Source organism: Citricoccus sp. NPDC055426 (genome assembly GCF_040677445.1).
Lineage (GTDB): Bacteria > Actinomycetota > Actinomycetes > Actinomycetales > Micrococcaceae > Citricoccus.
This window is the reverse complement of the sequence record NZ_JBFARZ010000010.1, coordinates 50,112-71,049: the sequence shown is the minus strand read 5'-3', so window position 1 is coordinate 71,049 and position 20,938 is coordinate 50,112. Positions and strand designations below refer to the sequence as shown.

Sequence of the window (20,938 nt, the reverse complement as noted above, 5' to 3'; positions counted from 1 at the left end):
GAGAGGACGGTGAGCAGGCGATGGCCATCACCTGGGGACCCGCAGTAGGGTCCGGAAACCAGATGCGGCTGGGATACGAGCTGTTCTACTCGCCGTCCTCTCCCTCCGCATCGACGTCGGAGGTCTTTGCCCGGCTGCGGGTGTACCTGGGGACTCGGTATGCGGTCTCGGACTCGACCAACAGCTTCACCGTCTCCGGAGGCTATTCTGCCTCCGGGTCGCGGTCGATCAGCCATGGGTCGTCGTCGTCGTGGTCGTCTTCGAATGTGACCCTCCTCTTCGAGGAGGTGAAGACGTTCAGCATCTACTACGACACCCGCCCGGTCCTGTCGTTCTCGGCGTCGATGTCTGGCATCAACGCGATCTCGGGCACCGCTCAAGTGTCGGGGTCGATCACCCTGCCCCGCCGGCCATACATTGCCCCGAACGCGCCGTCCAACGTAGGGGTGGTCCGTTCCTCGGATACGGGGCACACGGTCACCTGGGATCGGAACCCGACGGCTGCGGGGCCGTACTCGGATCAGGTCGTCCAGCGGTGGGACAGCGCGGGGAACGTGTACAAGACGCTGGCCACCGTCTCCGGGACGGCGTCCAGCTACTCTGACCGGTCCACGGTGGCAAACCGTCGCTATCGGTGGCGCGTGCGCGCTAGGAACTCGGCGGGCACGTCCTCCTACGAACCGAGCCCCTACGTTTCGACTACTCCGGCCGCGCCGACCGGCGTCACCGCGGCTAAGACCTCCGCCGGAGACGTCCTGGTCAGCTGGACGGGCAGCCATATTCACGCCCTGTCTGGGTACCACGTTGGGGAGAGCACTGACGGTGGTCAGACGTGGAGCTTCCTCGGTTCCGTGATCAGCGGTACCAGCTACACGCACACTGACCCGTCCAACTTGCTCACGCACCGGTACCGGGTCCGTGCGGTGGCCGGCTTGGACAACCCCACTTTGGAGTCCGCGTGGGTTGAGTCGAACACGGTGCAGCTGCTGGCACCGCCGGCGGCGCCGTCGAATCTGAGCCCGGCCAACGGTGCGTTCGACGCGGACGAGGACAGGGTCTTCACCTGGAATCACAACCCTGTGGACACGACCGATCAGTCCGCGTATGGGCTGCAGTATCGGGTCGACGGGGGCAGTTGGACCTACGTCAGCGACGCGACGTCCGAGAGTGCTCACCTCCTGGCCGCGGGCACGGTGCCGAACGGTGCTGTGGTCGAATGGCAGGTCCGGACGTGGGGTACTCACGGAACGGCGTCGCCGTGGTCTGCGGTCGCTGTGGTCGAGACCTCTGCTCGTCCCACGGCCACGATTCTGGCCCCGACTGGGACCCTGAATGGGTCAACGTTCCGGGTTGAGTGGGCGTTCTACGACACCGAGGAGTCGGTGCAGACGGCCCACCGGGTGGCGCTCTATGACGACGGTGGAGACCGGTTGGAGTACGTGTCCAGGACCGGGCCGGCTAAGAGCGTCTTGCTCGGCACCCGGGCCCAGGATGGGCAGGCCTACACCGTCGGAGTGCAGGTCCGGGACGGCTCAGGGGTCTGGTCGCTCGAGGCCCGCGAGGCCATCCAGGTCGAGTACCTACCCCCACCGGTGGGGCAGGTATCCGGCCGGTGGGACATCGACACCGGGACGGTCGCGATCCAGGTGTCTCATCCGGAACCGGCCGCGGATGAGGTCCCCGCCGTTTCGTGCGAGGTGTGGCGGTCAGCGAACGGCGCGGACTGGGTACGCATCGCCAGCGGGCTGCCTCTCGCTACGACCGTGGTCGACATGATCCCGGCCACTGAGGGCGTGAACCATTACCGGGTGGTCACCACCTCGTCCCTGCCGTCCACGGTGGAGTCGCCGACGGTGGCTGTAGAGGTGGCGTCTCGCGGGTGGATCTACGTCAATGCTGGGCCGGCCTTCTCTCAGATGGTCAAGGTACGGGACAACGCGAGGACGAGCTACGCCCCGGACCGTGCCAGGTCCATGCACCACTTCGCGGGACGCATGTATCCGGTGGAGGTCGCCGGGCAGGCACGCACGCTGAAGATCACGGCTGACGTTCGGCTCGGCGGCGGGTCGTCCACATGGGACGAGATTGAGGCGCTGCTGGACCAGCCTGCGCCGTTCGTGTTCCGAGACTCCACCCGGCGGGAGTTCGTCGGTGCGCCGCAGGTGTCGCATTCCTACGAGCGGATCTTCCGTGACATGTCCTTGAGCTTCGAGAAGGTGGATCACCATGAGCAATGAGCTGTTCCTGGTCGAACCGCCGACGTGGATCGATCCGGCCCCGCTGCTGGCGTCCAACCGGGAGCAGTCGTGGTCGTTCCGGCTCTTGAACAAGAAGGACGTGGTGCTCGATGAAATGGACGGCGTGACGGCATGCGATCTGAACCTAAACGTCAACGCCGAGATCCGTGGCGGCGGTTCGCTGTCCTATGCGGGCCCTCCAGTGGACTGGATGAGTCACCGGATCCAGCCGTGGATCACCGTGAAGGGGGGCGGTCAGGAGGTCACCTGGCCGCTGGGGGTGTTCATCCCGTCCGCCCCCCGCAGAGACTTCGGTGATGAGGACCAGCCGGTCAGCCTGGAGCTCTACGACAAGGGCTACCTGATGACCGCGCAGGCCGCGACCGCGAACACCTACGCCGTGCCGGCCGGGACGGTTGTCACCGACCGGGTCAGGATGCTGCTGGTCAACTCGGGCAACCGGTGCTCGGTGACCGACGCCCCGGACACGCTGCGCACCTCGATGACGTGGCCGGCCGGGACGTCGTACCAGCGGATCATCAACGACCTGCTGGACAGCATCAACTACTTCGCCCTCTACGTCGACGCCTACGGGACCTTCCGGGCGGACCCGTACATCAGGCCCCAGGACCGTTCCCCGGCATTCGGGTTCAAGGACGACGCCCAGGGGATCTACTCCCCCTCGTTCACCCACGAGCGGGACGACTTCTCAGTACCGAACCGGGTCATCCTGCTCTCGCAGGTCGAGGGCGAGGAACCGGCTCTAGTGTCGGTGGCCACAGACGACGACCCGAACAGCCAGTACTCGTACGAGGCCCGCGGGATCCGCATCGTCCACACCCAGGAGGGCGTGGAGGCCACCAGTCAGGCCAAGCTCGACCAGATCGCAAGACGGAGACTGGAAGAGCTGCAGCGCGTGACCAGCACCTATCAGATCCAGCACCTGCCGGTTCCGCTCGAGCTCAACGACACGGCCCGCTTCATTCGAGACGCCCACGGCATCAGAGCACTCACCACGATCCAGACCATGAAGCTCTCCATGGGCAATGCACTCTGTGAGACCACGCTGAGGGAGGTGGCAGCATGACCAGCCCGCTGGCCGGCATGATCCCCCAACGGCCGTCACTGCCGGTCGTCGCCCGCCGGTTCGCCACGGTCACCTCAGTGGCTCCACTCCGGGTCCGACTCGACGGCGACGACATCCCCGCGGACGCCGACCCGATCAGCCTCGTGGCCGGCCTGGCAATCGGCCACCGTGTCCGGATCGAGATCGACAACCGGCAGCTGATCATCACCGGCCGGATCCACACCTACTGACGGGGAGACGCAGATGCCTTTCAACACCTACGACGGCGGAGTCGTCGCCGACCAGGCCACCGGCCGCCCACTGATGGGACTGACCGCCAAGGTATTCGACGCAGAGACCGACGCCCCGGTCCAGGTCTACCGCGACGAGCAGCCCATCACCCTCATCACCGGCGCCCACGGACTCCTCGCCCCCTTCCAGACCGAAGACACCACCCGGAGGGTCCGCCTCGAAACCGGCCCCGTCAAGCTCCACCAGTGGTGCCTCGAAGTCGTAGGGGCCTCCGGGGACGCCGTCGCCGAACTCGAACGCCTGACCGTCTCCCACATCGCCATCGACACCGACGGCACCCCCTACTACGCCCCCGGATCCGCCACCGTCAAGGTAGGCCAGGACACCGACGGCACCCCATTCCTCGTCCTCGCCTGAGAAGGAGCACCCCATGGCACAGCCCCGCAACGTCCGCCTGGTCACCGAGACAGCCCTGGATGACGCGCTCGCGGATCCAGACTTCCAGGACCAGATCAAGGGACCAGTGGGCCCGGCTCCGGCGCTCGCCGCCGGCACCACGACTCAGGTGGCCTCCGGCCAGCCGGCAGAGTTCTCTCTGGTGCAGACCGGTGAGGACAGCTACAGGGTGGACGCTAAGATCCCGAAGGGCGTCGACGGGGATCCCGCGGGGATCACCGACTTGGACAACGCGATGGCGTCCGCGATCAACACGGATGGTTCCGCCCCGAACTCTGCACTAAAGGCCCAGATTGCCGGGACGATCACGGAGCAGACGGGCGTGTACCGGTTCCACGGGATGCCTGACAATGCAACAGACAACCACGCCGCCCTCCAGGCGTTCGCGGACTCCCTGCCGGACGGGGCTGTACTGGACTTGGGCAGCCGGAACAAACGGTACCGGCTCAACAACATGGTGGACGCGGGAACGAAGACCATCACACTCAAGGGCGGCACCCTCATCCAGGGGTACAACGGCCCCATCCTCGGCCACACCGGCACCTTCGGCAACATCAACTACGTCTCGATCGTGGAGTCCGTGCCCCACGTCCTCGGGGACGGGTCCGCCAGCCGCGTCACCCGACTCACCGCGACCGGCCACGACCTGCGCGCTGGTGACATCGTGAAGGTCATCGCGGACGACCTACTGGAAGCCGCCCGGTCCGCCACGGCACGATCCGGGGAATACCAGATGGTGCAGGAGGTAGACGGGGACCACGTGTACCTGTCCGGCCAGCTACGCCAGATCGACGCGTACACGCAGAACGTCCGTGTCGTCCGCCACGAGTCCGGTGCACTGCACTTCGATGGGCTGGCCGTCGCCGTCGCAGACGAGGGCATGGGCGTCTGGTCCGAAACGATGATCTACGCCAACGGGTCCATGGCACCCCAGTGGGCCAAACTCCACGTGGAGTCCGCCACCGGCCCAGTCGTTGAAGCCGCTGGATGCTACGCCTACCGGGCACGGAGCTGGGACCTGTCCAACATTCTCAACGAGGCCCAGTTCGGCCGGTATGGGTACGGGCTGAACGACCGGAACAGCGTCTACGGCCTCACTCACGGCCTCATGGTGTCCTACGCCCGCCACGGGTGGACCACCAACGGCCTATCCCCGGACGAGAACGACACCCGGGTCTGGCGATACGGGCGCACCGCACACACCGTCGTCTCCGACTCCCACGCCTTGGGCTGTACCAACGCGCCCTTCGACACCCACGAAGAGGCCTACGGGGTCACGTTCGTGAACTGCACCGCACGCGGCACCGTGTTCGGCAACCAGTCCTCTGGGGCCGGGTTCCAGGCGCGTGGCAAGAACCACCGCTACATCAACTGCCACGTCGAGGACTCCAGCGTCGGATTCGCCGTCCTGTCCTCCTACGCCGGGGACACCGAGGCACCCGAGTACATCAACTGCTCCACCAATGGAGTCACCTGGTCCAGCTTCACCGCCAACAGGGCATCCGGGCACGACCGGCGCATCCCACGGATCAAGATCGACGGCGGCAACTTCCGGTCAGAGCGCCACTTCATGACCGGATACGACGTGCAGGCACGCATCGGAGGGAATGCCACCATTGCCCCAAAGCTGAACGGCACCAACCTGGAAGGAGCGTTCCACCTCAACGACTGCGACATCCGCCTCGATGGGGTGCTGTTCGACTACACCGGAGTCACTGGGACCAGCAGTGTCCTCGCCCGGTTTGAGGACACCGCCAACCCCGGCAACTGGGCCTTCCGTGGCCGCAACATCGAGATCATCGGCGGGGCACTCATGGCCGCCATGTTCCGGTCCATCGGGGGGGCATCCGCGCCCCTCGACGCCACTGACAGGGTTGTCATGGACAACGTGCGCATGGACACCCCCGTAGCCACCGGGGGGACGGTCACAGGTGCAGTAGTCACCCGAACCGTGGAATCCACCGGCGAAGTCACTGGACTACAGCCCCCACATATCGTCCAGGTCAACGCTCACGCCACCCCGTCATTCAGCCGGAGCTTCAACGCGCCCTCCATGAACATGGACCTGCCCGGAGGGTGGCAGCTCGTCGGCGGTGAAGGGACTAGTGGCGGCACCGGTGGGGCACAGATCGAATGGGATCTAGTGCTGGCGAAGGGCACATACCAGATGCGCCTGTTCTTCTACGGAGACACAGACGGGGGAATCGCCACCCCGCTCCTCGGGTCCGCACCAATCCCCGGCGCACCAGGAATTAACACGTACCTGGCATTCCCATCCCCGTGGAACACCTCCCAGACCATCACCATCCCCTACTCCGGGTTGCACAGGTTTGGGTTCCGTTCCATGTTCAAGGACAGCGCATCATCTGGGTACATGCTCCGGATCGGCGGATACTCCCTGACCAAGATCTCTTGACGGGAGGCTAGCGGGCGATCGCCTCTGTTGTGGTCGCCCGCTGGGAGTACGCAAAGCCGGAGACGACGCCCAGCGCCGTAAACACCATCGGCGCGCCGCCCGCGTCGGCCAGGTAGGGGTGGATCACCATGAATCCGGCGAGCATCACCATGAGGAATTTCATGGCCCGGGACGCACCAGACAGCATCGGAGCAACCGCCGTACTCGCAACGGCCCGCATCCTCGCCCACGCGGCAACCACTAGGACAGCAAGCGCCAGGAGTAGCGGGATGCCGCCGTAGACCAGGACGGTGATGTACATCGACTCCATGTACTCAAACAACCCAGCCTCAGCGAGGACCGGGCCGTGCCCGGTCCACGGGCTCTGCTCGATCAGGGGGATGAAGTCACGCTCCCAGATCCGCACTCGGTACATGAACGAGCTCGGGATCAACGAATCCCCATCGAACTGCACGGCGATGCGCTGTGAGATGTTCTCCCAAATCGGGGTTGCCGTGGCGCCGACGGTCAGGACAACGCCTGCCAGCACCACCAGGACCGCGTTCCTTGGGGACAGCAGATACAACAGGATCGCCACGGCAACGATCACCATTGGCGTGCCGGTGGTGGTGGTTAGTATGCCGATCGAGCACATGATGGCCGCCACGAACAGCCAACGCCGAGTGCGAGGTTCGAGGGTCTCTCGGCCGATGAGTACGATGGCGATCACCGCGTGGATGGCGAGGTACATTCCCAGCGCGTGCCAGCTTGGGAACAACCCCGTGCCGCGATAGACCTGCCATTCAAGTGGGTCCAGGAGCCGTTCCGCGCCGGTCAGGACGGACAGTATCTCCCTGGTCGGCCCAACGTCGAGGACCTGTACCACCGCCAGCAAGCCCATCAGAGAAGCGATGATCATGGTGGGCTTTAACCAAACAGTCAGCCGGTCGGTCTTCTGCCCAATTGCGAAGGCCACCAGGTAAAGGAGTAGGAACTGCGGCCCGGAGAGCAGCTCCGGCAGCAGCTCCGACACGGGGAGTTCTGGCCTCTGCGCGAAGTTGATGAGCGTCATCAACGCGTAGACACCTGCGTACCCGAGCACTGCTAACCCGAGCCCGTCGATGATCCGCCAGCGGCCTAGCCAGCGCACGAAGATTGCGCCGATCAAGACCACCAGGACGATGTCGCTGAGTTTCAGTCCAGGGACGATCAGCCCACGTTCGGTGCCAGATGTCGCTGCGACCAGGGCCAGCAGTAGTGCAAGCACGTGCGGTGACCGTTCCTGCTCCATCAGCGGCGTGGCACGGGTCATGGCGCTGCCTCGTGATGCCGGAGCATCGTATCGCCGACTGACTGCTTGAACAGACAAAGCTCCCCCTCAAAGTGCTAAGACTGCATCAGCTTACCGGGCACCACTTCGCCTGACTGCCGGAATAGCCGAGTCCCAGCCGAGAGGACACCATGAACTGCAAGCACTGCGGCCGGCCCATCGAGGGCACCGTCCACATCGAGGGCGGGTACCGCGGAAAGCAACGCTGCGATCCGGCGGACAGCGGCCTGTCCTACGGGTACAACGCGGAGCCCGAGGGGGACGACTGCCAGGACCCCTGCCTGGGCGCACCGAACTCTTAACTCTGGGTTAAGAGTTCGCCCCATAACCGAACACCACCACGCGAGGCCCCGACCACACCGGTCGGGGCCTCACCCATGCCCAGGAGGGGCCATGTCCAGACCCAGACCGCACACGCGGGTCCGCATCGGGCGGAACGTCGCCCTCACCGCCGTGGCCATCTACTGCGCCACCAGGGCCGTGGCCTACATGCCCGGGATCGTCGGCGGGACCATGGAGAACGTCATCGCCATGATCAGCCTCGGCGGCCACCTCCTGTGGGCGTGGGCACTGGCGTGGGCGCTCGCCGCCGTGCTGTGCGTGGCCGACATGGCCGCCGGCCACACCCGGCGCGGGCTCCCCCTGGCCGTCGGACTCGGGGCGGCATGGGGGGCCGCCTACCTGGTGGCCTGGGCCGTGTCCGGGCTCCACGGCCAATGGACCACCGGCTGGGTCACCGCCATCAACTACCTCGCGCTCTCCGCCGCCATCGGTGGGCTCCTCTTCAAGGTCACCGCCCTGCATGACATGGCACATCCGGCCGGGATGGAGGAAGCAGACGAGGAAGACGCCGCATGATGAACGGCGAAGAGACCTTCCTGGCCACCATCGGAGCGCTCGCCCTCAGCCTCGACCCCCTCCTCGGTGACTGGATCGTCACGGTCATCGTCGCCATCATCGCCGTCATCGGCACGTGGATCGCCTCACGGATGCAGCACCGTGGCCGTCCCGAGCACGCCCTGATCGACCAGCTACAGGAGGAGATGGTCGTGATGAGAGCCGACGTGACCGGCCTCAAAGCGCAGCAGAACCAGGCCCTGCGGCGCGAACGCATCCGGGACGACTACATCAGCAAGCTCCGCCGCCACATCGATGAGGGGCAACCACCACCACCGCCACCGTGGCCCGCAGAACTGTCCCGGCACCACGACTACGACGAGGAATGAACCGATGACAGTAGAGAACCGATCCCGACTCACGTCCGGCTACGGCTACCAGGCGTGGAGGAAGTACACGCACACGGGCGTGGACTTCGGTGGAGTCGTCCCCGGCCAGTCCAGCCCGGTCTACGCGGCCGCTGACGGGGTAGTGGAGATCGCCGCAGACGGCACGATCCCACTCCGCACCGGCCCACAGATCAAGCTCCGCCACCCGGACGGATCCGCGACCACTTACGGCCACACCCGGTACTGCAAGGTCCGGCGCGGGCAGGTCGTCCGCCGCGGTGACCGGCTGGCCGACACCTGGCACACCGGCCTCAAAGCCTCTGCCGGCATCCACCTGCACTTCGAGTGGTGGAAAGACTCCGACAACCCGTACAGCCACCACGACCCCATCGCCCGCCTGGCCGACTACGGCTGGACCATCCGGGAGGGGCGCCTCTACGACGACTGGGACGGACGCTCCACCGCCACCCCCATCTACCAGCACGCCAGCACCACCCCGAAGGAGGACACCTTGTCCGCAGCAGAAGTCAACGAAATCAAGGCCCACGTCACCGACGAGGTAGACCGCCTGTATGACCGCCTCATCACCTACGGAGGCCTGTCCTGGGCCAAGGTCGGCCACAACGGCGAGAACCTGCGTTCCTTGCTCTGGGATGCCGCCGTGGGCTCTCAGGCTGCGTTCGCCAACACCAACGCCATCAAGGCAGCCAACTCGGAGGTCATCAAGGCCGTGGCGGAGGTGTCCGCCTCTACCGGGCTCACCCCCGGTCAGGTGGCCGACCTCGTGGACCGAGTCGCCGCCGCAGCCGAGAAGGGCGCATCCGAAGCCGTCGAGGCCGGCTTCACCGTGGACATCACCGCCACAACCACCGCCAACAAGAAGGAAGGCTGAACCATGGCACCCATCGAGGGAACCATCATCGAACCGGGCACCCCCACGCAGGTGGCACACCCGGCGAAGGCCACCGTCCGCACCGTGGTCCAGACTCTGGTGGCTGTTGCCATCGGCGTCGTGGTGCTCGGCCCGCCGATCATCGACGCCATCCTGGCCGAACCCCTCGTGCCGGACGAGCTCCGCGGGGCCCTGCTCGCCGTGTCCGCCGTCGTCGTGGCCATCGGCGGCATCGCCACCCGCATCATGGCCATCCCCGGCGTCAACCGACTCCTCGAGCGCATCGGCCTCGGAACCGGCGTGGAGAACGAGCCCGGCCGGCACGAGGCCGTTACGTCCCGCGTGCTGGATTGACCCGCTGACCCCCGAGCGGTGGCGGGATTGTGACCACCGCACCGCCGGGCTCCCGGACCGCCGGCCCACCCGGGAGCCTGGCACACTCACAGAACCGCCCCCACCGCATCACGCGGTGGGGGCGGCTTTTGTGCGTTCGCCAACTGTGGAATGCCCCTGACAGGCCGGGTGGGCCGGGTGTATCCTCGTCGGATAACAAAAAGGGCCCCGCCCGGTGCGCTAACACCAGACGGGGCTGCCGAAACCAAGACGAACCCTTGGAGACGACATGGAACAGAATAGCCCCGCCCTGCCCACCCCAGAAGCACCCACGCTTCCTGTGACGGATCCCGCGGCGCTCGCCGCCAGGACCTTCCTCGCCCGATACACCAGCGGCACCCGAGTGACCTACACATTCGCCCTCCGCCGGTACTTCAACTGGTGTGCTGACCAGGGCGTCCCGCCGATGTTGATCAAGCGGCCCCTGCTCGAGGCGTACGTCCGGTCCATGGGCGAGGACGGGCTGGCCCGGGCCACGGTGTCTCAGCAGCTCGGCATCATCCGCACCTTCTACAAGACCTGCGTCTTGGACGAGTACCTGGACAAGGACCCGTCGGTGCTGGTGAAGGGGCCGCGGAACTGGCGTGATGACTCCCAGCTAGTCAGCATGAGCCGGTGGCAGCTCAGCGACCTGTTCAAAGCCGCCCACGAGGACCCAACCGAGCGGTGCGCCGTGGCCCTCATGGGAGCGCTCGGCCTCCGCGTGTCAGAGGCCTCCGCCCTGCGCATCGAGGACACCCAGCACGAGGCCCAGAGCCACCGGGTCATCCGGTTCATCGGGAAGGGCGGCAAGCCCGCCACCATCCCACTGCCGGTGAACGTCCAGCGCGCCATCGACGCCTGCATCGGAGACCGCGCTGAGGGGCCCCTGCTGGTCCGCCGGCGGGGCCCGAAGCAGGGCGAGGCCCACGACCGGCGGTCGCTGGCATGGATCGTCCAACGCCTCGGAGTGGAGGCTGGCATCCCGTTCAAGGTCCACCCGCACATGCTGCGCCACGCCTTCGTCAGTACCGCCCTGGACACCGGCCTCGACCTCCGCACCGTGCAGATCGCCGCCCGCCACGCTGACCCACGCACCACGGCCATGTACGACCGAGCCCGCCACGCCCTCGACCGCCACGCGGTCCACACCGTGGGTTCCTACCTCGGCGGGATCGTCTAGACGGGGCACAGAAGAGCCCCCGCATCCTCTTCTGGAGGGTGCGGGGGCTCTTCTGGTGTGTCCTGCAGCTACCAGCTGCTCAGCAGCATGCCTGAGGATCCGAGGTCGTTGACGATCTCGTGGGCGCGGCCGATCTGAGCATTCGGGAGGCCCGTGTCTTCCGCTGGTAGTTCGATGGGTCCCACCATGTGGCCTTCCCCGGTCACGTAGGCGATGTACCCGCCCGGGCTCTCGATCGGGATGGTAGCGAGTACCTGGTAGGTCGTGCCCGGTGCGTAGGGGCCAGAGTTCCAGGTGTCGACGTCGCGGCCGACCCAGTTCTCGCTGTAGTCGCTCGTCATTTGGAAGAAGCTCTGGGCGTCGCTTCCGTCGGGGCTGGTCGCGTACACCCAGTCCGTCCCCTCGATGGGCGAACCGAAGTGGGTGGGGACCTCTCCGGTGGGTGTGAGTGTGAAGGCCAGGGCAGCCACGGTCGCACCGTCCGGCCCCTCGCTGTATTCCACGGCATCCAGTGCAGTGGCCACCTCGGTGCCTTCGGTTCCCACGATCGTGATGGTGTCGATCGGGTCCCCCTCGGCCGGGGCTACCGCGTCGGGGTTGCCCCATGCGCCTGCCGACGCTGGCGAGCTTTCGACCTCCGGAGACGAAGGCGACGAAGGTGAGGTTTCAGCCATTGAAGCCTCTGGGCTGGCGTCCTGCGCGCTCGCTGACGGTGCTGGGGTGGAATCATTGCCCTGAGGGCCTGTCTGACCACAGCCTGCTAGCAGAAGGCCGGCAGCCGCCGCTATGGCAATGAGCGATGTCCTGTTCTTCATGGTGTCTCCTTGCTCGAGTGATGATGTCCTCACGGTACGATGGTCGCCGCGGCCCCAGTAGCTCAGTGGATAGAGCAGCGGCTTTCTAATCCGTCGGTCGGGGGTTCGACTCCCTCCTGGGGCACTATGCAGCCAACCGGCCCGCAGCCGTCCGGCCTCCGCGTCGTTGCCGGCGCTCGCTGTCCAAGTCCACGACGGGCAGCCGGTTGAGCCCGTCTCGGACGGCTTCGAGGTCGACCTTCGTGTAGATCTGCGTGGTGGCCATGGACTCGTGGCGCATGCCCTCCTGGACGACGAGGGAGGCCACTCCGGCCCGGTTCATCTCGGTAGCCGTCGCGGCGCGCAGCTGGTGGCCACGGTGGGCCAGGCCGGCCCGCTTGATGGCGTCGTTGATCGACTCGCTGATGCTCTTGCCCAGCACGTGGCCCTCGCCCGCGGCGTACAGGCGGTTCGCCTGCCGGTTCGGGAACCAGTACTCATCAGATGGCATCGACAGCACCAGGGCGTGCACGGCGTCCGGGAATGGCAGCGGCGCCCGCTTCGAGCCCTTGCCGACGACACGCACGACCATGCGCTCTCGGTCCACGTCCCGACCGTGCACGGCCGCGATCTCAGACACCCTCAGGCCGAGGTAGTAGTGCAGCGCGATCGCCGCCCTGGTCTTCCGGTAGACGCCGGAATCGAGTAGTGCCTGGATCTCCGGCACGCTGAAAGGATCCGGGGCATGTTTCGGCACCCGGACCCTCGGCAGCCGAGCAGCAGGGTTGTCCGTCCGTAGGCCTTCGTCCTGCATCCAGGTGAAGAACGTGTGCAGCAGGCTCCGACGGTTGTTCCGCGTGGACGGCGCCCACTCGTGCATGCCGAGCCACATCACCAGGTCGCGCCGGCCGACGGTCTCCAACGTGGTGTCAGTCTCTCGCAGCAGCTTCTCGATCGACTGGATGCGCTCGCGGATGACGCGCTCGCCGAGGCCTTCGGCTCGTTGCCAGGTGGCCCAGTAGTGCAGGGGTGCGGGGATGGTCACGGTGTAATCCTCCATCGGGGGTATGGGGGTGAGTAATGGGGGTGCGCACATGACCTACGCAAGCACTGAAAGAATGGTTTGACATGCCCCAAAGCAGGAAACGAGACCGTTTCGTTATGGCAAGTGGTGGGCGTAGTTTTGCGTGCCAGAAAACAGGAGCGGGCTATTCGGCGGGAGGTGGAGCGTCAGCGCCGGCGGCAAGCCAGGCCCTGTACGCAAGACGCCGCGGGTCCACCTGGGAACGGCAACGCTCGTAGTAAGAGCGCGAGTATCTGGTGTCCCGCCCGGCATCGTGGTCCTCCACGAGCTGCAATGCGGCGTAGAGCATCAGGTCGTACGCATCCGGCGGAGCCGCTTCGTTGCTCTTGGGCATGGTCGTCGTCTCCTCGGTGAGGTATGCCGTGGTCACGCGGCGGCGATCTGGGCCATGCGGGCGGCTCTGGGGAAGAGGTCAATAACCCCGATCATGTAATCTCTTGGTCGGGGGTTCGACTCCCTCCTGGGGCACCATCGGATCAGCTGACGAGGCAAAACGCTTATTTGGCGGGTCTTCCTCATCGTGACGCTGCGGGTCGCGTAATGGTCGATGACCCGCAGGGCATGGTCGAGCGGCGCTGACATCGACGTCAGGCCCAGAACCACCCATGATGGAGACACCGACCCGAGGGAGCTCCATGCTGCATGTCATCACGCCGTCTCCGGAACGCTTCAGCGCGCTGGCCCCCGACCCCGAGGAAGACCTCGAGCGGCTGCGGCGCAACCTGGTCCGCGGAACGGTCCGGCCCGAACACCTGATCGTCGCCGCCACCGGCGACGGGGCCGACCTCGGGCGGGTGGGCCTGTATACGCATCCCGACGGCGTCACGGTCGCCTATGCGCAACGACTCGCCTCCGGCGGGACCGACCTGGCGGGGACCGACCTGGCGGGGATCGACTTGGCGGAGATCTACGGGGTGCTCTTGGACGGCATCGCCTCCTCGGCGCGGTCCACGGCCCTGGCCCGGGTCGAGGTCACGGTGGTGGATGCCGACGAACCGGATCCCGAAGTGAAACGCGCTGTCCTGGCGGCCCGTGGCTGGCAGATCGACGGCGACCGGCTGGAGCTTCAGGCCGAGACCGGGGCGACCACCGACGCCCGCGGGGACGGCCGGGACCGCATCGTGGAGATCGACCCCTTCGATCCCCGGGTGGTTCAGGTGATGGCGGCGGCCATGGCCGACAGCCTGGACCACCACGACCGGACCCAGGTGGCGAGGCTCGGTCCGGAGGCGGCGGCCGCCGCCCACCGGGACATGATGACAGAGGGCCCCGCGTCCGTGCCCTGGCTGGCGCATCGGGGGTCCGCCCCGGGTCCCGGCGCCGACGAGATCGACAGCATCGTGGGCATCGCGGCCATCCAGGCATACCCCACCGACTGGAGCCTGGGCTACCTGGCCGTCGACCCCCGAGCCCGCCGGGCCGGCATCGGGACCGCCCTGGCCCGTTCCATGCTCGCGGCCACCGGCGCGTCCGGCGTCCGGCTGGCCACCTCGAGCGTCGACACGGCCAACCCCAGGATCCGCGGCACCCTGGGGAAGGCCGGCTTCACCGTCCGCTCCGCACACACGGACTTCGTGCTGCACCTGGAGGGCTGACCACCAGCCCGTCCTCCCCGTCCGCGAGCGCATCCGCCGTGGACAACAGCACGCGCCGCAGGGCAGCCGCGGCGCGGGTGGGGCTCACGTCCTGGCGGCGGGCCAGGCTGATGGTCCGGGTCAGCCGCCCGGGCCACCCTGGAGGCGGCCCTGGAACGGCGCGAGACCCGCGCGCCCGCCTCCGGTCATTACGATGGTGGGGATGTCCCAGTCCCGAACCGGAAGGTGGCCTGTGCCCCGGACCCCCACCCCCGACCCGTCCCGTGGTGCCACGTCCGGCCGCGTGCCCGGCCACCCGCCCCGCTGGGTCATCGGCCGGCAGCCCGAGCGCCGGGACGGGGCCGTGGACACCGCACCACGCACCACGCGCCGGCAGTGGCTGCAGCTCGGGGCCGTCATGGCCGCCGCCGTGGCGCTCTACGTGGTCCACTCGTTCCTGCGCTTCCGGAACTTCGAGGCCAAGGGCTACGACCTGGGCATCTTCGACCAGGCAGTGCGTCAGTACGCCCTGTTCCGGGAGCCCATCGTCCCGATCAAGGGCGTGGACTTCAACATCCTCGGGGACCACTTCCACCCCATCCTGGTGCTGCTGGCCCCCCTGTACTGGATCTGGGACGACCCGCGGATGCTGGGCATCGCCATGGCCCTGCTCCTGGCCTCCTGCGCCATCCCCGTCTATCTGTTCGCCCGGCGCCGCTGCGGCCACCTGCCCTCGCTGCTGGCGTCCGCGGGCCTGATGCTGTGGTGGCCGTTCCAGGCCATGGTCAACTGGGACCTCCACGAGATCACGCTGGGCGTCCCGATCATGGCGTGGGTGATCTGGGCCATCGACGCCCGCCGGTACTGGCTGGGGTTCGGCCTCTCCCTGTCCCTGCTGGCCGTGCGCGAGGACATGGGGATCACGGTGCTGGCCATCGCCCTGGTGTTCGCTCTCAAGCGCGCCTGGGCCCCGGCGGTGCTCTCCGCGGTGGCCGGCGTGGCGGGCTACTGGTTCGCAACCTCCGTGGTCATCCCGCACTTCTCCCCCGAGGGTGAGTTCGGCTACTGGCAGTTCACGGCGCTGGGCCCGGACATGGCATCCTCGCTGCAGTTCATGCTCACCGAACCCTTCGCCGCGGCCGCGGTCCTCTTCGACCACCCGCTGAAGATCGGGCTGTGGCTGTTGCATTTCGTGCTGCTGTGGCTGCTGCCGTTCCTCTCCCCCTATGCGCTCATCGGCGCGCCCATCCTGCTCTCCCGCCTCTTCAACGACCGACTCAACGTCTGGAGCCCGGTCTACCAGTACGACGCCATCCTCGGGGTCATCTTCCTAATGGCCGCCCTGGAGGCACTGGCCCGGATCGTCGCCTGGCGCGCCCGGCGCCGCGCCGCCGCCAGTGCCGGTGAGCCCAGCACCGGCGAGCCGGACGCCGTGGCCGAGGGCCGGCGTCGTGCCTCCGGGTCTTCAGGTCCCCGGGTCTTCACCGTCTTCACCGCCGTGTTCCTGGCCGCGGGGGTGGCCGGCACCGCGGTCTTCCCCCAGGTCTTCCCGCTGCACCGGACCGTGACGGGGCAGAACTGGCAGATGACCGAGTGGGCCCACGCCCTGGACCGTGCGGTTCAGTCCATCCCGGACGGCGTCTGCGTGGAGGCCGCGGACAACGCGGTGCCGCACCTGGTGGACCGCACCTACGTGGGGCTGCACGGGGACATGGGCGACGACCTGGCCACGTGGATGATCATCGACACCACGGCCGAGGAGCTCGGCGGCTGGGACCCGCTGACCCCGGACGAGGCACTGGCCCGCGCCGAGCGGCTCGGCTACGAGCCCGTCACGCGGGACGACCACGGCATCTGGGTGCTGCACCGGGACCAGCCGGTGGACCCGGTGTGCGCCGGCTACGTGCCGTAGGCCTCACCAGGTACCAGCCGGGCCCGCCCGGCCCGCGTGCAGGCCTTTCCCGCCGCGCTCAGCGGTTCGGCAGGGCCAGGCGGAAGATCTTGCCCCAGGTGGAGCCGATCTGCCGGTGCAGGGGCCCGATGTTGTAGGGCAGCCCGTAGCGCTCGCAGATCTCGCGGACCTGCACGGCCACCTCGGCGTAGCGGTTGGACGGCAGGTCCGGGAACAGGTGGTGCTCGACTTGGTGCGAGAGGTTGCCCGTCATGAAGTGCATGGCCTTGGAGCCGGAGATGTTGGCGGAGCCGATCATCTGCCGCACGTACCAGTCGCCGCGGGTCTCCCCCTCGACCATCTCCTCCGTGAAGGTCTCGGCGCCCTCGGGGAAGTGACCGCAGAAGATCACGGCATGGGCCCAGATGTTGCGCAGCCCGTTGGCGGTGGCGGTGGCCAGCAGCGCCGACCGGCCGGAGCCGGTGAGCAGCTGGGCGGCCAGCGGGGTGGCCGCGTAGTCCTTGGCGAACTGCTTGGCGGCCTTCGCCCCGACGACCTTCAGGTCCCGGACCAGCTCGGCCTTGGACTTCTCCCCCGTCTTGACCCGGTCCAGCTCCAGGTCGTACAGGGCGATGCCCCACTCGAAGATCGGCGCCAACCCGGCGTTGATGACCGGGTTCAAAACGTGCTTGGGCTCCCAGGGCTGGTCCCGGTCCACCCGCAGGACGTTGTAGCCGACGTCCCGGTCCTTGCCGATCACGTTGGTCCAGCGGTGGTGCATGTCGTTGTGGGTGTTCTGCCACGACTTGGAGGGGGTGACGAAGTCCCATTCCCACGTGGTCGAGTGGATGTCCGGGTCCCGCATCCAGTCCCACTGACCGTGCAGGACGTTGTGCCCGATCTCCATGTTCTCGATGATCTTCGCGACCGTCAGCATGGCGGTGCCGGCCACCCAGGCCAGCTTGTGGTTGGCGCCGAGCAGACAGGTGCGGCCGGCGAACTCCAGTCCGCGCTGGACGCGGATGACCTTGCGGATGTAGGCGGCGTCCGTGGCGCCGCGCTGCGCCAGGACCCCGTCCCGGACGGCGTCGAGCTCCCGCCCGAGCTCGGCCACCTGCTCGTCACTGAGGTGGGCGGCGGCCGGCGGGCGCACGGTGGGGCTGCCGGCGGCGGCCAGCATCCCGGCACGCCCCGCGCCGGTTGCGGGGGTGCCGGCCCCCGAGGCACGACGCCGGCCCTCGGCCTGTGCGTGCTGGGCCGCCTTCGGCTGTGGTTCCCCGGAGGGTCCCTTGCCGCGGCCGGGGGCCCAGCTGACCGTGTCCGGACCCTGGATGGTCTTGGTCTTGGTCTTGCCGGTGATCTGCTGCAGGTCGGTGAGGGTCATGCTGCTCCTAGGGGGTTGGAGGCGGGAGATCGGTGGGTTCTGAGCGTTCTGAGGTTCTGACGTTCTACAGCGCCAGGCTCACCGGTCCGGCGGCGGCGCTGACACAGGTCTGGATGAGTTCCCCGGGCTCTCCGTGCACCTCGCCGGTCCTCAGGTCGGTGACCTGGCCCGAGCGCAGGGGCACCAGGCAGGCATGGCAGATGCCCATCCGGCAGCCGCTGGGAGCGGCCACGCCGGCGTCCTCGGCCACCAGAAGCAGCGGCAGGTCCCCGTCGGCCTGGACCTCGAGGTCCGAGGTCTCGAACACGGCCACGCCACCGGCCCCGGCGACACCCGCCGTCAGGCCGGCCTGGAACCGCTCGATCCGCAGGCCTTCGGCGCCGGGCCCGATCTCGCGCGACCAGAGCGCCTCGGCGTCATCCAGGAAGCCCGTGGGCCCGCAGGCATACGCGGCACGGTCCCGCCAGTCCGGGCACACCTGGTCCATGGCGTGGGGGGAGGTGAGGTCCAGTCGACCCTCGTCCGCGGTGAGGTGGTGGAGAACCCGCAGGCCCGGGAACTGTTGGGCCAGCTCCTCCAGCTCCTCGCGGAAGGCGGAGGCCTCACGGGTGCGCACCGAGTGGATGAGCACCACATCGGCATCCGGACGGCGCGGGACCAGCGTGCGGATCATGGACATCACCGGGGTGATCCCGGACCCGGCCGTGAGCATCAACAGCGGACGGGGGTGCTCGGGCAGGGTGAAGTCCCCCTCGGGCCGGGCCAGGAACAGCACGTCACCGGGCTCGGTGTCCCGCACCAGCGCCCCGGAGACCTTGCCGATGTCCGAGACCGTGATCTCCGGGTCCATGCCCGCCGCGGCGGAGAGCGAGTAGGAACGCCACTGGCGCACGCCGTCCACGTCCACCCCGATCCGCGCCCACTGGCCGGCCTGATGGGCCTTCCACCCGGAGCCGGCACGGAAGGAGATAGTGGCCGTCCCGGGGGCGGGGCGCTCGACGCGCGTCACGATCCCGCGCAGTTGCCGGGACGAGTGCACCGGGTCCAACAGGGCCAGGAAGTCCTGGGGGGATCGAGGGGTGGAGAGCACTGAGGAGAACAGGGACAACAGGGAACGACCGGCCATTGACCCAGACTATAGGCCCGCAGGACAAAGTTCTTCACTGCGGGGATACGATTGACTCCATGAAGTTGTCTTCCCATGACAATCCCTCGCCGCATCCCCTCGCCGGTGGCCCGCCGGCCCCGACGGTCGGGGACACCTCCGGTGCCCAGCGTTCCCACGGGGCCGGGACGGGCGGCGCGAAGGATGTCTCGGGACCCCCGTGGCAATCGCTGCCCCCGGAGCTGGCGGAGCTGTTGGCCCCGGCGGTGCCGGCCGTCGTCGATCAGATCATCCAGACGGTGCCGGACCAGATCCCCGCCTATCGGATGGCCAGGACGGAGCGGTTCAGTGATGTGCTCTTCATGGGAGTGCAGGGCGCCCTGGAGCAGTTGCTCTCCCTTCCGGGCACGTCCGCCCCGGGGCTGGACGAGGAGTCCCGCCAGTTGGTGGCGGCCCTCGGGGCGGGAGAGTTCCGGCAGGGCCGGAGCATGGACGCCCTGCTGGCCGCGTACCGCACGAGCGCCCGGATCACCTTCCGCGGACTGTCCGAGGCGTGCGCCGAGCAAGGCATGGCCATGGACGTGGTGGTCGACCTGGGCGAGACGATCCTGGCCTATATCGACGAGCTGTCCGCGGTGAGCGTGCAAGCCTACGCGGTCGAGCAGTCCGCCCATGCGGGGGCCCTGGAGATGCGCCGGGCGGACCTCGTGGCGGCCCTGGTGGGCGGCGGTGTCGAGCTGCACGAGGTACGTCGGCTGGCCTCCGGGGCCGATTGGCACCTGCCCCAGCAGATGGCGGCCGCGGTGTTCCCCCTCGCGGCGGCTGCCGGTGTCCGGACGCGACTGGGCACCTCGGGGATCGTGGTCGAGCGCGAGTCCGAGGCCACGGCGATCGTGTCCGTGCCGCACGCCGAGCGGCTCCGGCCCCGGCTGAGGGAGGTCTTCGCCGGTTCCTCCGCCGTCCTGGGTCCGCCCGTCGCCTGGGACGGGTTGCCGCACTCCCACCGGGTGGCCCAGCTGGTGGCGGCCCAGCTGCCGCTTGCCTCACCCGGAGAACGTGCGGGACCGGCGGACCCGGCGCAGCCCGCAGACCTCGCGTCCACGGTCGACCCGGCGGGACCGGTCTTCGCGTCGGATCACCTCTCCCGCATCGTCCTCGGGTCCGAGCCGCAGGTCATGGCGGACCTCACCGCCCGCCGGCTGGCTCCCCTGGAGGAGTTGACGGAGGCCAAGCGCCGTGTCCTGGAGGAAACCCTGTTGTTGTGGCTGGTCCACTGGGGCCAGCGCCTCCCGGTGGCGCGCGAGCTGGGGATCCACGCCCAGACCGTGGGGTACCGGGTGGCGAAGCTGAAGGACCTGTTCGGCGGCGACCTGGACGACCCCGAGGCGCGGTTCGAACTCGAACTCGTGCTGCGTGCCCGCCAGGCTTCAGGGGGCCAGGGGGCCGGCGCGGAGTGATCTGCGTGCGGTGACGGCATACCTCGTCGCAGCCGAGGTGGTCATGCCGCGTGGTCCTGGTGACTGATCCTGGCGACCGGTCGTGCCGATCATGCAGAAATCCGGGTGTCGCGCTCGGGCTCCGCCGTGACACCCGGATGAACGCATGATGAGCCGGCAGCCCACGGTCACTCGCCGCGCCGGTGCAGGCACGTGTCCAGACGCTGCTTCTGACGCGCCCACTACTCCACAGCGGACCGT

General features: G+C 67.9%; 19 protein-coding genes and 1 tRNA gene. 15 read left to right on the top strand and 5 right to left on the bottom strand.

Features of this window, described 5'->3' with window-relative positions:
* Positions 1-20 precede the first annotated feature (20 nt).
* Genes AB0K08_RS13530 through AB0K08_RS13510 form a run of 5 tightly spaced genes read left to right on the top strand, consistent with a single transcriptional unit; the run spans position 21 to position 6,427 of the window.
* Complete coding sequence (locus tag AB0K08_RS13530; RefSeq protein ID WP_363355291.1) at positions 21-2,237, top strand: hypothetical protein; 2,217 nt, start codon at positions 21-23, stop codon at positions 2,235-2,237.
* Positions 2,227-3,324, top strand: a complete 1,098-nt coding sequence (locus tag AB0K08_RS13525; RefSeq protein WP_363355289.1) for a hypothetical protein — start codon at positions 2,227-2,229, stop codon at positions 3,322-3,324. Before AB0K08_RS13530 ends, AB0K08_RS13525 begins: the two co-directional genes overlap by 11 nt.
* Complete coding sequence (locus tag AB0K08_RS13520) at positions 3,321-3,554, top strand: hypothetical protein (protein ID WP_363355287.1); 234 nt, start codon at positions 3,321-3,323, stop codon at positions 3,552-3,554. Before AB0K08_RS13525 ends, AB0K08_RS13520 begins: the two co-directional genes overlap by 4 nt.
* Before the next feature lie 13 nt (positions 3,555-3,567).
* Complete coding sequence (locus tag AB0K08_RS13515) at positions 3,568-3,972, top strand: hypothetical protein (RefSeq protein WP_363355285.1); 405 nt, start codon at positions 3,568-3,570, stop codon at positions 3,970-3,972.
* Between the two features lie 13 nt (positions 3,973-3,985).
* Entirely contained in the window at positions 3,986-6,427 is a 2,442-nt protein-coding gene (locus tag AB0K08_RS13510; protein ID WP_363355283.1) for a hypothetical protein, read from the top strand.
* A gap of 7 nt (positions 6,428-6,434) precedes the next feature.
* Here the strand turns inward: AB0K08_RS13510 and AB0K08_RS13505 are convergent, their stop codons facing one another.
* Positions 6,435-7,718: an O-antigen ligase family protein gene (locus tag AB0K08_RS13505; protein ID WP_363355281.1), complete on the bottom strand. Its 1,284-nt coding sequence runs from the start codon at positions 7,716-7,718 to the stop codon at positions 6,435-6,437.
* A gap of 149 nt (positions 7,719-7,867) precedes the next feature.
* Between AB0K08_RS13505 and AB0K08_RS13500 the strand changes: the two genes are divergently transcribed.
* The 6 genes from AB0K08_RS13500 to AB0K08_RS13475 all read left to right on the top strand — a co-directional run bounded on the left by AB0K08_RS13500 (position 7,868) and on the right by AB0K08_RS13475 (position 11,409).
* Positions 7,868-8,038, top strand: coding sequence for a hypothetical protein (locus tag AB0K08_RS13500; protein ID WP_363355279.1), 171 nt, complete (start codon positions 7,868-7,870; stop codon positions 8,036-8,038).
* A 91-nt stretch (positions 8,039-8,129) separates the two neighbouring features.
* Positions 8,130-8,594, top strand: coding sequence for a hypothetical protein (locus AB0K08_RS13495; protein WP_363355277.1), 465 nt, complete (start codon positions 8,130-8,132; stop codon positions 8,592-8,594).
* Positions 8,591-8,962 (top strand): hypothetical protein, encoded by a 372-nt coding sequence (locus AB0K08_RS13490; RefSeq protein WP_363355275.1) that lies wholly within the window; start codon positions 8,591-8,593, stop codon positions 8,960-8,962. Before AB0K08_RS13495 ends, AB0K08_RS13490 begins: the two co-directional genes overlap by 4 nt.
* A 4-nt stretch (positions 8,963-8,966) precedes the next feature.
* Positions 8,967-9,854, top strand: coding sequence for a peptidoglycan DD-metalloendopeptidase family protein (locus AB0K08_RS13485; protein ID WP_363355273.1), 888 nt, complete (start codon positions 8,967-8,969; stop codon positions 9,852-9,854).
* A gap of 3 nt (positions 9,855-9,857) precedes the next feature.
* Positions 9,858-10,208 carry a hypothetical protein gene (locus tag AB0K08_RS13480; protein ID WP_363355271.1) on the top strand — a complete coding sequence of 117 codons (351 nt, stop codon included), beginning with the start codon at positions 9,858-9,860 and terminating at the stop codon, positions 10,206-10,208.
* A 268-nt stretch (positions 10,209-10,476) separates the two neighbouring features.
* The gene (locus AB0K08_RS13475; protein ID WP_363355269.1) at positions 10,477-11,409 is read left to right on the top strand and encodes a tyrosine-type recombinase/integrase; all 933 of its coding nucleotides are present in this window, start codon (positions 10,477-10,479) and stop codon (positions 11,407-11,409) included.
* A gap of 68 nt (positions 11,410-11,477) precedes the next feature.
* Here AB0K08_RS13475 and AB0K08_RS13470 read toward each other — a convergent pair whose 3' ends face one another.
* Positions 11,478-12,083 carry a hypothetical protein gene (locus AB0K08_RS13470; protein ID WP_363355267.1) on the bottom strand — a complete coding sequence of 202 codons (606 nt, stop codon included), beginning with the start codon at positions 12,081-12,083 and terminating at the stop codon, positions 11,478-11,480.
* A 192-nt stretch (positions 12,084-12,275) separates the two neighbouring features.
* Here AB0K08_RS13470 and AB0K08_RS13465 point away from each other — a divergent pair.
* Positions 12,276-12,348, top strand: a tRNA-Arg gene (locus AB0K08_RS13465).
* On the opposite strand, the gene AB0K08_RS13460 is transcribed toward AB0K08_RS13465, so the two are convergent.
* On the bottom strand, positions 12,349-13,248 hold the full coding sequence (locus AB0K08_RS13460) for a tyrosine-type recombinase/integrase (protein WP_363355265.1): 900 nt from the start codon (positions 13,246-13,248) through the stop codon (positions 12,349-12,351).
* 674 nt (positions 13,249-13,922) lie between these two features.
* On the opposite strand from AB0K08_RS13460, the gene AB0K08_RS13455 reads away from it, so the two are divergent.
* Both AB0K08_RS13455 and AB0K08_RS13450 read left to right on the top strand, forming a co-directional pair.
* Positions 13,923-14,882 carry a GNAT family N-acetyltransferase gene (locus AB0K08_RS13455; protein WP_363355264.1) on the top strand — a complete coding sequence of 320 codons (960 nt, stop codon included), beginning with the start codon at positions 13,923-13,925 and terminating at the stop codon, positions 14,880-14,882.
* A gap of 232 nt (positions 14,883-15,114) precedes the next feature.
* On the top strand, positions 15,115-16,773 hold the full coding sequence (locus AB0K08_RS13450) for a DUF2079 domain-containing protein (protein ID WP_363355262.1): 1,659 nt from the start codon (positions 15,115-15,117) through the stop codon (positions 16,771-16,773).
* Between the two features lie 58 nt (positions 16,774-16,831).
* On the opposite strand, the gene AB0K08_RS13445 is transcribed toward AB0K08_RS13450, so the two are convergent.
* Both AB0K08_RS13445 and AB0K08_RS13440 read right to left on the bottom strand, forming a co-directional pair.
* Positions 16,832-17,932: an acyl-CoA desaturase gene (locus tag AB0K08_RS13445; protein WP_363355416.1), complete on the bottom strand. Its 1,101-nt coding sequence runs from the start codon at positions 17,930-17,932 to the stop codon at positions 16,832-16,834.
* Positions 17,933-18,200: 268 nt separating this feature from the next.
* Positions 18,201-19,262 carry a ferredoxin reductase gene (locus tag AB0K08_RS13440; RefSeq protein ID WP_363355260.1) on the bottom strand — a complete coding sequence of 354 codons (1,062 nt, stop codon included), beginning with the start codon at positions 19,260-19,262 and terminating at the stop codon, positions 18,201-18,203.
* 59 nt (positions 19,263-19,321) lie between these two features.
* On the opposite strand from AB0K08_RS13440, the gene AB0K08_RS13435 reads away from it, so the two are divergent.
* Entirely contained in the window at positions 19,322-20,698 is a 1,377-nt protein-coding gene (locus AB0K08_RS13435) for a helix-turn-helix domain-containing protein (RefSeq protein WP_363355258.1), read from the top strand.
* The last annotated feature ends 240 nt before the right edge of the window (positions 20,699-20,938 follow it).

What these genes read in the sequence shown, in the direction of transcription:
- AB0K08_RS13530 (WP_363355291.1), top strand. Translation starts at nt 21, where the DNA reads ATGGCCATCACCTGGGGACCCGCAGTAGGGTCCGGAAACCAGATGCGG.
- AB0K08_RS13525 (WP_363355289.1), top strand. Translation starts at nt 2,227, where the DNA reads ATGAGCAATGAGCTGTTCCTGGTCGAACCGCCGACGTGGATCGATCCG.
- AB0K08_RS13520 (WP_363355287.1), top strand. Translation starts at nt 3,321, where the DNA reads ATGACCAGCCCGCTGGCCGGCATGATCCCCCAACGGCCGTCACTGCCG.
- AB0K08_RS13515 (WP_363355285.1), top strand. Translation starts at nt 3,568, where the DNA reads ATGCCTTTCAACACCTACGACGGCGGAGTCGTCGCCGACCAGGCCACC.
- AB0K08_RS13510 (WP_363355283.1), top strand. Translation starts at nt 3,986, where the DNA reads ATGGCACAGCCCCGCAACGTCCGCCTGGTCACCGAGACAGCCCTGGAT.
- AB0K08_RS13505 (WP_363355281.1), bottom strand. Translation starts at nt 7,718, where the DNA reads ATGACCCGTGCCACGCCGCTGATGGAGCAGGAACGGTCACCGCACGTG.
- AB0K08_RS13500 (WP_363355279.1), top strand. Translation starts at nt 7,868, where the DNA reads ATGAACTGCAAGCACTGCGGCCGGCCCATCGAGGGCACCGTCCACATC.
- AB0K08_RS13495 (WP_363355277.1), top strand. Translation starts at nt 8,130, where the DNA reads ATGTCCAGACCCAGACCGCACACGCGGGTCCGCATCGGGCGGAACGTC.
- AB0K08_RS13490 (WP_363355275.1), top strand. Translation starts at nt 8,591, where the DNA reads ATGATGAACGGCGAAGAGACCTTCCTGGCCACCATCGGAGCGCTCGCC.
- AB0K08_RS13485 (WP_363355273.1), top strand. Translation starts at nt 8,967, where the DNA reads ATGACAGTAGAGAACCGATCCCGACTCACGTCCGGCTACGGCTACCAG.
- AB0K08_RS13480 (WP_363355271.1), top strand. Translation starts at nt 9,858, where the DNA reads ATGGCACCCATCGAGGGAACCATCATCGAACCGGGCACCCCCACGCAG.
- AB0K08_RS13475 (WP_363355269.1), top strand. Translation starts at nt 10,477, where the DNA reads ATGGAACAGAATAGCCCCGCCCTGCCCACCCCAGAAGCACCCACGCTT.
- AB0K08_RS13470 (WP_363355267.1), bottom strand. Translation starts at nt 12,083, where the DNA reads ATGGCTGAAACCTCACCTTCGTCGCCTTCGTCTCCGGAGGTCGAAAGC.
- AB0K08_RS13455 (WP_363355264.1), top strand. Translation starts at nt 13,923, where the DNA reads ATGCTGCATGTCATCACGCCGTCTCCGGAACGCTTCAGCGCGCTGGCC.
- AB0K08_RS13445 (WP_363355416.1), bottom strand. Translation starts at nt 17,932, where the DNA reads ATGCTGGCCGCCGCCGGCAGCCCCACCGTGCGCCCGCCGGCCGCCGCC.
- AB0K08_RS13440 (WP_363355260.1), bottom strand. Translation starts at nt 19,262, where the DNA reads ATGGCCGGTCGTTCCCTGTTGTCCCTGTTCTCCTCAGTGCTCTCCACC.
- AB0K08_RS13435 (WP_363355258.1), top strand. Translation starts at nt 19,322, where the DNA reads ATGAAGTTGTCTTCCCATGACAATCCCTCGCCGCATCCCCTCGCCGGT.